Here is a 13,980-nt window from a genome sequence, read left to right as displayed (position 1 = left end):
TATGGATACATCATAAGTTTGGTCTATCGGGTAAGTGAGAGGAAAGCCCTCCGCGAAGCGGCTTAGTTCAACAGTTATTAGACAGAAAAATTCTATATTTAAATGCAGAAAATTTCTGTCTAGTTTCTTATCCCACCAATTGTACCCGTGTTATTGCCCTTATAACAAAGGCTTATGAGATCAGTTTGGTGATTCGATTGGCAAATATAGAAATTTTCTATCTAGTATGACTGAAGCAAACATTGTAAGGCTCTGTATATAAAACCAGTCTAAGAATCGTGAAGGTTACGCTTTGGAACTTGGTAAGTTAGGTGCTACAAATCCAATGCTTGACCCCATACGGTAAGGTGTTTATATTATCGCCGCCTAAAGGGCACATCCTAAAATACACACCGGTCATCCTGCCATCATTCGTGTATTTATATTGGTGTTAAGATCTTCCATGCTAACAAAACTACGTCCTTTTTCTCGCGAATCAGGTGCGCTTATGCATCTTTCCATTCCTATTATTTTGACTCAAATTGCTACTCAAGCAATGGGGTTTGTCGATACTACTATGGCTGGTCAAGTCAGCCCCGCCGACCTTGCTGCAATTGCATTAGGCACCAGCCTTTGGATTCCTGTATTGCTATTACTGCGTGGCATTATTATGGCATTAACGCCCGTTGTGGCTTACCACCGAGGTGCTCGTGATTTTAGGAGTCTCTCCGTTGAGTTCTTCCAAATGGTGTGGCTGGCATTAATCGCAAGCGTGTTACTGATTACCTACCTAGTCAGCGCCAAACCAATCTTGGAATGGATTGGCGTTGCTTCTGAAATTATTCCAATTGGTAGCGACTACGCCTTTGCACTCGCGTTTGGCGTTCCGGGCATTGCCCTGTTCTATACCTTGAATGGGTTCTGTGAGGGCATGAACAACACCAAAGTACCAATGATCATTTCTGTCATTGGTTTAATGGTAAATATTCCGGTTAACTACGTGCTTATTTACGGTAAGTTCGGTTTTCCTGAGATGGGGGCCGTCGGTTGTGGCTGGGCGACAAGCTTGGTGTACTGGATGATGTCGGGAATACTCTACTCTTACATCAAAGGGCATCACAATTATAAAACCATCATCAACTTTTCGGATGCAAAACCAAAAGCCAAAGAAATGCTTCATCTCCTTAGATTAGGTTTACCTATCGGGATGAATATCGCCGTGTGTGGCAGCATCTTTGCAGTTATCGCGTTAATGATTGGGCGTATTGGTGCTGAAAATGTGGCTGCCGCGCAAATTGCACTGAATATATCGAGCCTGACGTACGTGATCCCAATGAGCATCTCATTTGGCATTACAATCCGTGTTGGCCATGCACTAGGTGAAAAGGATGAACTAGGTGCCGTTGAGCGCAGCAAAGTCGGAATATTGGTCGCTGCGTTAATTTCATTACTTTCTGTGGCGATGTTCATTCTCGCTCCGGAATGGATCATTAGGCTTTACACCACAGATCCTGTGATCAGCGCCACTGCAGCTACCCTGCTAGTGTTCACTGCTATGTATCAATTCAGCGATGCATTACAAACGGCTGCTAGTGGTGCGTTACGTGGTTATAAGGACACAAAGGTCCCGATGTTTTTTGCTATCGCATCATACTGGGGGCTAGCGCTTCCAATGGGGATGATATTAGGTTTAACCGACTATGTGGTTCCTGCGATGGGGGAAGAAGGCTTTTGGATCGGTATTCTAACGGGGTTAACCGTTGCTGCTGTCTTTATGTTGTTTAGGCTGCGATACGTTATGAAAAATCGAACTTTACAGCCTCTTAACTCCGTACCCGCTCACTAATACCAAAAAGCGCGTTACTGCTACTTGGCAATAACGCGCTCCGTCGTTCACAATGGCGCTAACAATTGTATTGAAGCACGAACACTTCATGCATAGCCTCCCAAACTCACGTTCGCTCCGCTGCAAATATCCCAAAACTCAGCACATTCAACGTATCCGCTACGCTTTCTAAAGAATTAAGGATCTGTTTCACGGGTGTATTGTCTAGCAATACATCGCCATCGATTCCCTTTGGTTCAGAAGTGTATTCCGTTTCAGCTTGAGTCACCTCGGCTTCTTGAAGCTCTGCGTGATTCTCTGTCGTAATTTGGTGTTCATCAATTTCTTGTTCTGGCGTCGACGAGCACGCGACAAGAAAAAATAAACTCGACAAAGCCAACCCTCGAATTTTAGCCTTACTTAACCTCATCACAATTTAAACCGCCGTCACAAATAAAACACTGTTCAATTGTATAGACTAGTTTGCTTGGAATCTACTCTGTTACTGTCAATTTTCATATGACCTGTTTCAAAAATGAAATTTGTCGCTTCTCTTGTTCTGACATTTGGTAGCCTTCATCCGACAAGGTGTTGGAGTCAAAACTTCCAATAGAATAACTATCAGCACCACTTTGCCCATAACCAGCCTTTTCACCTGGGTAGCCCGACATTCTTTCAACCATCACATCTTTTAAATACAAGTCAGAGCGCCCAGCAGGTAGAACGCTTTTAAAAGCTTTGAGTTCGACCGTTTGCTGCCCTTCTGTTAAATGCTCTTTCGTCACTAAAGAGGCAAGTGCGACCCCATTAATGTCATAAAGATTCGCTCGGACACGAAATACCCCTTCTTTCTCGGTTTCCAAAGTCACAGGAATGCGTAAGTCAGCACCGTCAGCGTAGACATCATCTATTGATAAGATACTCGCAACAGAATGATAAAAGCGTATATCCGCAGTGACAACATCAGCCCCTTCGTCGAAATCAATTTTCGCTACAAACCTCATTTCTTCTGGCCAGTCGGAACTTGGGGAAATAAGCCATTCGGAGTTTTCTGACGATATTACGTCAAGAGTTTTCATTGTTTCGACATCAATTACCTCTAGCTCTGCACTTGATATCGATGCGCTGGAATTGAGCTTGACCTCTATTTCGTCTGGATAAAAATGTCGATATTTATTAACGCTTAATGTCGCAGTCGCATTGCCATCTAGAACAGGGGTCGTCACTTCTTCAAATTTATTCCAATCTAGATATGGGCTATTTGAATCTACTATGGGTTGTGAATATGAAGGGTATTGGAGTACAGCTTGGTGCTTTAACGCCACTCTGGTTAAATCAATTGAGACCATCGAAGGTTCTGTTAACGCTTCTTCACTCAAGCTAGGTAAGCTCTGTTCGCTAGGCTCTAACGTTAACTCTGATTCTTGCTCTACATTGATGAAGTTATCCCCTTTTGAACTTGCAACCGCGCCATCATCTAAATCACTTTCGTTTGTGTTTAACCCCAAAATGACGGCCAAACACGCTACAAGTGTCAGGCTCAAATACAGCCAGTATCTTTTCTTCATATCGAGCTCCTGTAATGGGCTGATCCTACCGACCAGCCCAAACTCTACTAATTTAGATTCGCCGCGATTTCAGACATGGTGTCTCGATTCGAGCCTTTCACATATAAGTATTTGGTTCCCCACCAGCCATTTTCTGTATAGGTTTCGACACTGACAGACTGCCCATCAACCAATGAAATACTTGATACGCTTGAAGTGACTTCACCCTGATGCTCCGAGCTAATCACATCGCCGTGACTGTACCCATCACCCATGATGAGTGGGTAGTGCTCAGGCATAAAGCTAGAGACGCCCTTGCTTTGCGACGCAATCTTCCCGTTCATAGCCAGGCTAGTCGAGCAACTGTCATAGCTACCTGAATTTGATGCCCCGCAAGCAGAATGAGCAGCAACGACTCCATCATCGTTGCCGGGCAAGAAACCCGATGTTGTTTTGAAATAATCCGTTCCGTTACCAACAAAACGAACCCTAGGAATTCGATGTTCAGACAAACGCGCTATCTGCCTTGCATTAGACACTTTAAGATCGTTCAGCACACCGGTGTTTTGCTGATTAGGGATATCACCTAACCAAAGAGAAATCGCGTATCGCATCGCGCTGTTGGCCCAGCCCCCACCTTCAGCAATGTTAACCACAATGTCACCAAGCTCAGAACCACCACCCGCTCCCGCAAAGTCGAAGGTCGCGACAACGTTTAAAGGTTCGAGTCCAGCATTAGTGAGCCAGTTCTCTTGGTTATCCAGTAAGTAACGTGTCACCAAATCACCGGTAGAATGGGTGACAAATACGCACCCATCTCGACATAACCCATTTTTAGAGAACTCCTGCAGCTTTGGCCACACATAATCGCTCGATATTTTTCCTTCTACCCTTTCATGTGATGGCCAGTCAATACGTGCATCGGCATATTGAAGCCAATAATCCTTCCAGTAATCTTCCCCTTCGTTGGCGACCTGTGTTTGATTAGGTTTAGATTGAAGCTGGTCTGCTTGAAACCCATGCACCAACACCACCTTATAGCTTCCTATAGCAGCGAGAGATGAAGTTGAAAAGGCTGTGACCAATGCTATTGATGCAACTTTTGTTATTGTTTTCATGATGTTATTAACCTATTAATCCTTAATTGGTGGGTACCATTAAGCAAAATTCAAACATCGAAACTACTTTGCTCGATAAATAGGATTAGTCACTGTTCAAACATTAGACAACTCGTCCGACGAGAGCTTTTGCACTAGATCATAAAAATTTGAGGTTCACGCTTTAGAGATGAGATCTAGACCAAGGTTATAGAAGTTATGTGTATAAACATTCATCAATTCATAATTTGGATAGATTATGCAAAACATTTGATAGTGCGTAATTTGAACGATTTTCCGACCAAACAGGAGTGTAAATCGCTATCTAGGTGTCACTAAATACGGCAGCATATTTGGATTACTTACAATGAGACGCTCGACAGCTTCAGGGTCAAACGCAAATTTTAACGTACATCTCCCAGAGGTTGTTGAGAGCGTATGCAAGCCCTTTCTGACGCTGACAATCGAATTACTTTCATAGAAGTCACCATTCAAATTACATACTCCCTCATCACTATGCGTTAGCCTGTAGTTTCCAGTGAGTAATAAGCGCCCTTCTACCTTTCCTTCGCTGCTAAATCCGGGGGTCAGGATTTGAGGCGTCAAATAAGTGTAATGGCTAAACAAATTCTTTCTATCTAAGCTGCCTAAACGTTCAAGAATTTGGTAGTTAAGAATCACCAAGATCGGTTTGGTTTTTTCAATTTCTTTCCAAGCGTTATAGCCTACGCGGTTGTATTCTTTTGATTTACCTCTATAACCCACCCAGTGGACTTTCGACTTTCTCAGCAACCCAATATTGCCGTAAGCGTAAATTGAGCGGTAAGTGTTAACGTTTTGCTTTATGAAGTTGTTCAACGCGAGTTGGTGGTCAATCGTGTATTTAGACACTTCCACCATTCCGACAAACGCTTTGATCATGAGATAAGACGTAATGGCGAGGCCGGACACCACCTTCATTTTGTTTGAAGAAAAGAAGCTCTTATCCAGAGGGATTTTTATATAAAGCGCTGATATCAAGATCATCAAAGAGTACAAAGAGACTAAGTTGTAGGCGTAGTAATGCGGATTAATCACAACAGATAAGATAATCAGCGTGAAAATCGCCATAAATAGCAGTAATTGATTCGTGTGATATTTTGCGTAGTTTCGCGCAACGATGTAACTACCGAAGATAAAAAACAGCCAATAGCCAAAATCCGCTTTGACTGCGTTAAACAACACCACACTTTTTAGCCCTGCATCGTCTTCATTGCCGATTGAGTGAGTAAGTAACGTGAGCCCAGCACTGTATAGCTCATCGATTCCATTTAAGTTGGCCTGCAAGAAAAAGATAACTAAAGAGACAAAACAACCCACCATGATCGCCGCCAGTGCCTTTATACCTTCGCTAACTTTTATCCCCCTATGAATGCAGCCACCGTAAAATAAGATCAACATAGGTACAGTGATGATTAAAGATTTGGCCTTAAACAAAAAACCCATTCCATATAAGAAGCCAACAATGAACATTCTTAGCCAATTAGTTAAAGATTGTTCCTTACTTAGCATCAAAATGATTTGGAGCCATATAACAAGCACGAAGATATCCGGCCGAATATCAATTCCTCTGGTATACATCACGGTGGTAAGCAGCAGCACAGCGATAGAGCATAACGCCACGTATTTCTGCACATACAATTTCATTAACAGGTAAAGCTGAAGTGAAATAAGGATGATCAATAAGGCATTGATAAAGCGAAAGATGTAAACGACGTTTATATTTTCACCAAAGCGGTCAATCAATGGCGACAAGATAGTGAACATTAGGGAATAACTATCGAAGCTAAAGTTAATCCCCGCACGGCCTCCTATTTCCACCAGCCACGTTAAGTAAATCGCCATATAGTCATTGTTGACGATCGCCATATACTTTATCGCAGCTAAATAAAAGAGTGTGATAAACCCAAACAATGTGAAGTACAGCAATTTTACTTTCAAGTAGTTGTACCTCCGGTGTTGAATGACGATTCATTACATCTATTTGAGTATAGCTAGGCTTTCATAGCTGACTCCAAATACCACCAGCCCTGCGTATATTTCTATTTTTTCAAATTCATCTTTTATCCTTAAGTCACAAAAAAAGCACCCAAATGGATGCTTTTTGTTTAGTTAGCTAGGTCTTAAAGCGTACATTCTTTGGTCCAAGAACCATCACTTCCTGGAGTTGAAGCTGTCCACCAGTTCGCTGTGTATACCACGCCATCATGGATAACTTTATCACCAGCGTTGGCATGGCTTGGATTCCCTGCCCAGTCTTTTTGTGGGAAATCAGGGTAAGTGGTCGCGCCTGTTGAGTCACATGTACCCGGGTTCGTCGTATCACCCCCGCCGCCGTTTCCGCTTGTAATGTCGCCTAACGGTAAGTCCGGTTGCTCGAATTTAAATGCGTAGTCGACACCATTCACGTTCACTGTATAGTTCGCAGGACCTGAAATCGGTAGGTAATAAACCATATCTAGTTCATAGACTCCGCCTGCAGGTAAGTCTTTCCATGCTGGTAAAGTAAACGCGACTCTGTGCATTGTGCCATCTAAACCACCGATGTTGTCTGCACGAGTATGACCAGAGGCGATAACACTTAAGCCGCCACCAGACTGATCTTTCGCATTATCAGGAGCCGAAACAGGAATATCGAACTGGAATTCGGTACCGCCCGGTAGCGCTTGGCCAGTGTTATTGGTAAACGTGACTTTAGGGTTGATTGGGTAGTTCTGATCACCAACTTTAAACCCACCTACAGATACCGCAATATCAAGAGTCTCAGCTGGTACCGCGCCTGTTGCAACAGTATTTCCATAAGGAGTCGCTGACTTAAACTTATCATAGATAGCCTTCGTCATTGTATTACCCATATGGAACTCACCATTACCGCTGTTACACGCTTGCTCCGTTGTATCAACGGAACTGCGATTGCCATTGGCATCGAGCACATAACAGTTATAGTCACCGGCCAGCTCCCAGAACATAATACCGCCGATCTCTTTATCAATGACGTAGTCAGCTTTCACATCGATGGACTGTTTATCTTCCGTAGAAAGGAAGACGCCTTTATCTGCATTCCATAACCATGGAGCCACCGCGACGCTATCAAAATGGCGCGTGTACGTGCCAACCAGTTTGTCTGTCGGATCATTTACCGGATCCAGCTTGTACGCTTCAGCGTAAGAACCCCAAATACCTTTTTCTAAGTTCTTCGCATGCCACATTGGGTTAGAACCAGCGCCCATTTCTTCGCCTTTAGGGTCAGTGTCGTGCCACATATTGTCGACACCAATTGCGCCGTGGCCGCAGTTGTTCTTCTCACCCTCTCCTGTGCCAGCAGCACATTCAGATTGATTCGGCAACGCAGCGCGACCCCATAAGCCATTTTCGCCCCCGGTCACACCTTGCCAACCGCGCGTGTAGTATGGAACACCGATATTAATTCGACCTGCAGGCATCGAGCCACGGAAATAGTGATAAGCCCAGTCAGTGTTTAGATAACCAATACCGCCGTATGCAGCCGTGCCGTAAACATTCCACTGCGCAAGCTCTGAATCTTTACCGGTATCAAACAATGCCGCATTATGACCAACGTGATCGTTCCACGCACCGTGCAAGTCGTAAGACATAATGTTTACGTAATCGAGGTACTGGGTTACATCGAACGTTTCCATGCCACGCAATAGATAACCAGAAGATGGAGCCGCAATCGTTAACATGTAATGCGTGCCATCTTGAGCAGACGCTGCATCAAGTTTTTCACGCAGAACTTTCATCAATACTTGGTAAGAAGCCCATAGGTACTGGCGACGAGGTTCCATGAACTCTTTATCGTAAGGGTTACCGGCACCTGCCATCGAGGTTGGATATTCGTAATCGATATCTACGCCATCAAATTGGTACTTACGAATCATTTCTACCGCTGAGGTCGCAAAAGTTTCGATACCTTGATGGTTTATTGAACCATCAGCATTGGTGGTCATGGTGTAGAAACCACCATCAGCAACGCGGCTACCGTCGGCAGCAAAGTGGCCACCAGTCTCAGCCCAACCACCAATAGAGACGAGGGTTTTCACACCATGCTTCTTCTTAGCTGTTGCTAGAGCACCGAAGTGACCTTTAAAGCCTAATGCAGGGTCAACTTCAACACCCGGCCACTCTTTACCAACAGCTGCGTTATTCGGGTCATTCACATCGCCAATATTCACTTTTCCATCTGAACCAATGCTTACGAAGGCATAGTTAATGTGAGTCAGTTGCTCCCAAGGAATGTCTTTTACAAGATAAGCGGCTTGAGGATCATCCCCAGAACGCCAGCTAGTGAAGTAGCCAATCACACGACGTGGATGATCAACACCCATTTTTTCTCGGCCTTCTTCGTCATAGATAGAACAATAAGGGACATTCACCCCTTCGGTTTGATAAAGACCATCAGGGCGACAGCTAGCGACCGTTGGAGCACCATTAACCGTCAGTGTTGCAATGCTTGAATCAGCCGTCGCCCCACCGTTATCGGTCGCTTTTGCATAAACAGACAGATCGCCTGTTTTAGCCGTCGTGTAATCAAGAGAATAAGGAGCAGTCGCAGCAGTACCCACCAATAAGCCGGCAACGTAGAAATCAACCTTCTCGATGGTTCCATCCGTATCTGACGCATTAGCCGATAAGGTCACCACTGAACCAAGGTCTACATTTGAAGCGGAAACTGTCACTGCGACTGTTGGCGCTTCGTTGCCTGTTTGAGCAGAGTCTACGGCGATTGATACCGCACTTTCTGTACTTACTGCACCTTTATCATCTTTGGCAATAACCGAAACTTCATGGGTACCTGACGTGGCAGCCCAAGTCGCTTCAAATGGTGACTGTGTAACGGTCGCGACCAGTGCTCCATTGACATAGAAAGCTACGGAATCGACGGTACCATCACTATCAAGCGCTGTTGCACTGAGTAATACCACATCGCCTTCGACGATCGCGTCAGATGCACTCGGTGACGTTAAATTAGCCGTTGGGGCTTCATTCCCCACAACAACGCCAGAACAGACATCGACCAATTTCCATTGTGCGTAGTCGCCAGAGAACTGACTTGGGTCGTTGTTCTGATTCCAATAATTCGCTTTATACGCACTTCCTTTGTGCTGTACTTGCGCGCCGCCTGTATAAACTGCCGCTGAATCCCAAGATTCCATCGCTGAACAATCTACAGCTGCGTAGCTGTTAAATGCCATAAGGCAAGACACAGTAAGAGTGCTGAGGGTAAAGGCTTTCTTACCGACTCTTCCTTGATTTAGATGCATAATCGCTATCCCTTAAGTTATTGTTTCACAGGTTTAAATTCGTATTGCCTTTTTGAAGACAACTTAAAACTCTTTGCGAAACAACTTTAGGTCACTAGCGACAATTCACACTCAAAAGATCCTTATTTTATAAAATAACTCGCAACAATTTGTTACAAGCATGTAAGGAATACACACTTATTTTGCATCGATAACTAATATTTCGTTTATTTCGGATACCTAAAGAAAAAGTGGGCACAGCCGCGAATCGTGACGTCGATTCCAACTATTTTTCAGTCACTTAGCTTTAATTGGTTTATTTAATACGTTTAGCCAACAATCACTTTTATTGACTTATCTAGACGGTGCGAGGGGTGGTATTGAAATGCCTTTTAAACTCTCGGCTAAACTGAGATGGGCTTGTATAACCCACCATTTCAGCCGCTTCACTGACTCGCTTACCCTCGACTTGAATCAGTTCTTTTGCTTTGTTTAAACGAACTTTTTTCAAATATTGAAGTGGAGTTTCAAACGTGACATTTCTAAAAGCAGCATGAAATGCAGATACACTCATGTTGGCTTCTTCCGCAAGTGACTGCACCGTTAGCGCATTCGAATATTCCTGATGGACTTTCGCCAACGCTTTGGCAACGCGGGCGTAATGCCCGTCATGGTGAGCAAGTTCGAACAACACACGCCCTTCTCGCCCGGTCAACGCTCGATAGACGATCTCTGTGACCAGTGACTCCCCTAAGATCTTGGCTTCTATATCGCAATGAAGCGCTTTCATTATTCGAATGCAGCTATCAAGCATTTGCGGCTCCATCGCTGCAGATTCAAGACCACTTGTCTGGTGCTTATTGCATTCACTGTTAAGAAAAGATTCCTCTTCCATGCGTTTTACGAGTTTATGAAGCAACTTAGAATCGATATTGATCGTCAATCCAAGAAGTGGCTCTCCATCTTGGGGGAAGGCCTCACATTCTAGCGGCATTGGCACGCCAACAACAAGGTAATCCCCCGGACCATAAGCGACAGGTCGCTCACCGATATGAATATTCTTGTGTCCCTGACCTAATAGAATAATGCCAGATTGATAGGTAAATGGTTGACGTCCGTTACCTTCACTACTTCGATACATCCAAACATTTTTTATGGCTGTTTCTCTGATTCCCTCCAGATCATTCCAGCCTTTCAATTCGACGTAAGATTGCATTAATTCGGCAAGGTTCAACATATCCACTCCTAATTCACTTGAACTAAGAGAATACCAATTATGTAGAAATAGGCAATTTAATTGGAGGAATTACCGTTTATCACCGCCACCTTTTGGACTAATATGCAAACATTCCAAATAAAAAACAAAGCTCTTCCCGGATTACACAAGGAAACCGTTATGCAATTTACTTATGTTAACCCTACCGTCATTCATTTTGGCCAAGGCCAAATCTCAACAATCTCTCAAGCCGTGACTAAAGCACAAAAAGTGCTAGTGATTTATGGTGGTGGTTCTATTAAAAAGAATGGCGTGTACGATCAAGTAGCCAAGGCATTAGCTGACCACACTTGGGTTGAGTTTTCCGGTGTCGAAGCGAATCCGACCAAAGAAACGCTTGATAAAGCAGTCGCTATTGTAAAAGAGCAAGATATTGATTTCATTCTTGCAGTGGGTGGCGGTTCTGTCATTGATGGCTCTAAGTACGTTGCTGCAGCCGCAAAATATGATGGCGACGGATGGGACATCCTTGAAGGCAAACATCAAGTAACAGAAGCTACACCAATTGGTGCAATTTTAACCTTGCCTGCGACTGGCTCTGAATCAAATATGGGTGCGGTTATTACACGCTCTGAAACTCAAGATAAGCTTGCATTCATGGCACCGCCTGTTCAGCCTAAATTCGCGGTTATGGACCCAGACGTAATGAAAACCTTACCAGAACGTCAATTGATCAACGGGATTGTCGATGCATGGGTTCACGTGTGCGAGCAATACATCACATTACCGACCAATGCTATGGTTCAAGAAGGTTATGCAGAAACGCTACTTAAAAACCTGCTGGTACTTGGAAAGCAATACAACGAGCGTGATAACGATGCTTGGCGTGCGAACCTTATGTGGACAGCAAACCAAGCATTAAACGGCCTTATTGGTACAGGCGTTCCACAAGACTGGGCTACACATATGATTGGCCATGAATTTACAGCTTTGTGGCACGTAGACCACGCACGTTCTTTAGCGATTGTTCAACCATCACTGCTTCGTAATCAAATCGACGCTAAACGCGGTAAGCTTGAGCAAATGGGTAGAAATGTATTCGGGCTAGAGAACTCTGCAGACCTAGCTGAACGCACTATTGATTCGATTGAGAATTTCTACCGTAGCCTAGATGTCGCTACTCAATTCGGCGACTACACATCATCTAAATCAGAGGCTGTAGAGAAGGTGATTGAGCAGCTGCAATCACACGGCTACGTTGCATTAGGTGAGAACCAAGCGATCACGCCAGAACGTACACGCGAAATCTTAAACGCCGCGATCGTTTAAATATGATAGACAAAGCAGTGACTATGTTCACTGCTTTGTCACTTTTTGAGCACTTAGTCATCTATCCAAGCTTAACTCTCTATTTATATGTGCAATCATTTTTCTATATTGTTAAGGTAAATCATCTTGATCTAAACTCTAGACTTTATTGTGAACAATCGCCGAAATCTGGTTGAATTTAAAACACTTAATAAATGGTATGGCGACTATCACGCCCTAAAATCAATCGACTTATCTATCCAACAAGGCGAAATTCTTGTTATCTGTGGCCCCTCTGGTTCTGGTAAATCAACTCTCATACGCTGTATCAACCAACTTGAAAAGTTTGACTCGGGCGACCTTCAAGTCCTTGGACAGGTGCTCCCAGCTAAATTTGCCTCTCCTGGCAAAGTTGGAATGGTATTCCAACACTTTCACCTATTCCCGCATTTAACGGTGCTAGAAAATTTAACACTCGCGCCAATGCGTACATTAAAGCTGAGTAAAAGTGACGCTGAGTCCTTAGCGATGCACTATTTAGAACGCGTACACATCGCAGAGCAAGCTCATAAATACCCGATTCAGCTTTCTGGTGGTCAGCAACAACGTGTGGCTATCGCCCGTTCACTCTGTATGAAGCCGGAATTACTTTTGTTTGATGAGCCCACCTCCGCACTTGATCCTGAGATGATCAATGAAGTATTAGACGTTATGGTCGAGCTTGCCGAAGAAGGGATTACCATGGTTTGTGTCACTCATGAAATGGGATTTGCCAAAAAAGTCGCTGACCGCGTAATTTTCATGGATGAAGGCCAGATCATTGAGTCTAACGATCCAACTAGCCTGTTCGATTCACCTCAACACCCTCGAACTCAGGCTTTTTTAAAGCAGATTTTAAGTTACTGATGTATTTAAAGATTATTAAGCCCGTTCTCTCAGCAATCGTGCAAATTGGCCTGCTCGCTTTCGCTATCGGCTGGGTACTCGACTCTGGCGCGCAATCTATGGGTTATCAGTGGCAATGGGAACGCGTGCCTGACTATATCGCTTTTTATGAAGACGGCGAATGGTGGCCCGCTGAACTCGTTGAGGGGCTTTTCGTCACGATTCGTATTTCAGCCATCAGTTTGGTCGCTACTCTGATCATTGGGCTAGTCACTGCACTTCTCAAAAATTCAAATTCAATCGTTGGACGCTGTTTAGCCTCTAGTTATATCGAACTGATTCGCAACACGCCCTTATTGGTTCAGATTTATCTACTCTACTTCGTGTTTGGCCCGGTCATTGGTTTAGACCGTTTCAGCACGGCAGTGCTTGCCCTGTCTTTGTTTCAAGGCGCATACACGGCAGAGATATTCCGCTCAGGTTTAAACAGTATCGACAAAGGACAGTTCGAAGCTGCTCAATCGCTAGGGCTATCAAACACTTTCACCTATTGGGATGTAATACTTCCACAAGTATTGCAAAGAACGCTGCCGCCATTAACAAACGAAGTGATTTCTTTAATTAAAAACTCTTCGATTGTAAGCGTTATGGCCATTTTCGATCTTACAACGGAAGCGAGGAACATCGTTTCTGAAACTGCAATGCCCTTTGAGATATGGTTCAGCGTAGCCGTTATATATCTCGCTTTAACACTTTCACTTTCTGCCATTGCCGTTTGGCTCGAGCATAAGCTTGGTGCCAATTGGCGAACACAATAAGGATT

10 protein-coding genes are annotated in these 13,980 nt (G+C 44.1%); 4 read left to right on the top strand and 6 right to left on the bottom strand.

What is annotated here, in order from left to right; translation table 11 throughout:
- The first annotated feature begins 442 nt into the window (after window positions 1-442).
- Window positions 443-1,825, top strand: a complete 1,383-nt coding sequence (locus tag ACHUFI_RS19520) for an MATE family efflux transporter (RefSeq protein ID WP_394252196.1) — start codon at window positions 443-445, stop codon at window positions 1,823-1,825.
- Window positions 1,826-1,931: 106 nt separating this feature from the next.
- On the opposite strand, the gene ACHUFI_RS19515 is transcribed toward ACHUFI_RS19520, so the two are convergent.
- From ACHUFI_RS19515 to ACHUFI_RS19490, 6 genes are all read right to left on the bottom strand, one after another.
- Entirely contained in the window at window positions 1,932-2,198 is a 267-nt protein-coding gene (locus ACHUFI_RS19515; protein ID WP_394252194.1) for a hypothetical protein, read from the bottom strand.
- Between the two features lie 121 nt (window positions 2,199-2,319).
- Window positions 2,320-3,372, bottom strand: a complete 1,053-nt coding sequence (locus ACHUFI_RS19510) for a hypothetical protein (protein ID WP_394252192.1) — start codon at window positions 3,370-3,372, stop codon at window positions 2,320-2,322.
- Window positions 3,373-3,419: 47 nt separating this feature from the next.
- Window positions 3,420-4,469 (bottom strand): hypothetical protein, encoded by a 1,050-nt coding sequence (locus ACHUFI_RS19505; RefSeq protein WP_394252190.1) that lies wholly within the window; start codon window positions 4,467-4,469, stop codon window positions 3,420-3,422.
- Window positions 4,470-4,769: 300 nt separating this feature from the next.
- Window positions 4,770-6,428 (bottom strand): glycosyltransferase family 39 protein, encoded by a 1,659-nt coding sequence (locus ACHUFI_RS19500; RefSeq protein WP_394252188.1) that lies wholly within the window; start codon window positions 6,426-6,428, stop codon window positions 4,770-4,772.
- A 182-nt stretch (window positions 6,429-6,610) separates the two neighbouring features.
- Window positions 6,611-9,769, bottom strand: a complete 3,159-nt coding sequence (locus ACHUFI_RS19495; RefSeq protein ID WP_394252186.1) for a chitinase C-terminal domain-containing protein — start codon at window positions 9,767-9,769, stop codon at window positions 6,611-6,613.
- Between the two features lie 337 nt (window positions 9,770-10,106).
- Window positions 10,107-10,985 (bottom strand): AraC family transcriptional regulator, encoded by an 879-nt coding sequence (locus tag ACHUFI_RS19490; protein WP_394252185.1) that lies wholly within the window; start codon window positions 10,983-10,985, stop codon window positions 10,107-10,109.
- Window positions 10,986-11,144: 159 nt separating this feature from the next.
- Here ACHUFI_RS19490 and ACHUFI_RS19485 point away from each other — a divergent pair, with 159 nt between their 5' ends.
- The 3 genes from ACHUFI_RS19485 to ACHUFI_RS19475 all read left to right on the top strand — a co-directional run bounded on the left by ACHUFI_RS19485 (window position 11,145) and on the right by ACHUFI_RS19475 (window position 13,975).
- On the top strand, window positions 11,145-12,293 hold the full coding sequence (locus tag ACHUFI_RS19485) for an iron-containing alcohol dehydrogenase (protein WP_394252183.1): 1,149 nt from the start codon (window positions 11,145-11,147) through the stop codon (window positions 12,291-12,293).
- Between the two features lie 150 nt (window positions 12,294-12,443).
- A complete protein-coding gene (locus tag ACHUFI_RS19480; RefSeq protein ID WP_394252181.1) occupies window positions 12,444-13,178 on the top strand; it encodes an amino acid ABC transporter ATP-binding protein in 735 nt (244 codons plus the stop codon).
- Window positions 13,178-13,975, top strand: coding sequence for an amino acid ABC transporter permease (locus tag ACHUFI_RS19475; RefSeq protein ID WP_394252179.1), 798 nt, complete (start codon window positions 13,178-13,180; stop codon window positions 13,973-13,975). The genes ACHUFI_RS19480 and ACHUFI_RS19475 overlap by 1 nt, the downstream gene beginning before the upstream one ends.
- Window positions 13,976-13,980 lie beyond the last annotated feature (5 nt).

This window comes from Vibrio profundi (assembly GCF_043642225.1).
GTDB classification, from domain to species: domain Bacteria; phylum Pseudomonadota; class Gammaproteobacteria; order Enterobacterales; family Vibrionaceae; genus Vibrio; species Vibrio profundi_A.
The sequence above is the reverse complement of the archived record's forward strand: the minus strand, read 5'-3'. Positions and strand labels throughout refer to the sequence as shown.

Bases quoted from the DNA above. Each gene is read 5' to 3' on its own strand.
- ACHUFI_RS19495 (WP_394252186.1), bottom strand. From the start codon at position 9,769: ATGCATCTAAATCAAGGAAGAGTCGGTAAGAAAGCCTTTACCCTCAGC.
- ACHUFI_RS19490 (WP_394252185.1), bottom strand. From the start codon at position 10,985: ATGTTGAACCTTGCCGAATTAATGCAATCTTACGTCGAATTGAAAGGC.
- ACHUFI_RS19485 (WP_394252183.1), top strand. From the start codon at position 11,145: ATGCAATTTACTTATGTTAACCCTACCGTCATTCATTTTGGCCAAGGC.
- ACHUFI_RS19520 (WP_394252196.1), top strand. From the start codon at position 443: ATGCTAACAAAACTACGTCCTTTTTCTCGCGAATCAGGTGCGCTTATG.
- ACHUFI_RS19505 (WP_394252190.1), bottom strand. From the start codon at position 4,469: ATGAAAACAATAACAAAAGTTGCATCAATAGCATTGGTCACAGCCTTT.
- ACHUFI_RS19475 (WP_394252179.1), top strand. From the start codon at position 13,178: ATGTATTTAAAGATTATTAAGCCCGTTCTCTCAGCAATCGTGCAAATT.
- ACHUFI_RS19510 (WP_394252192.1), bottom strand. From the start codon at position 3,372: ATGAAGAAAAGATACTGGCTGTATTTGAGCCTGACACTTGTAGCGTGT.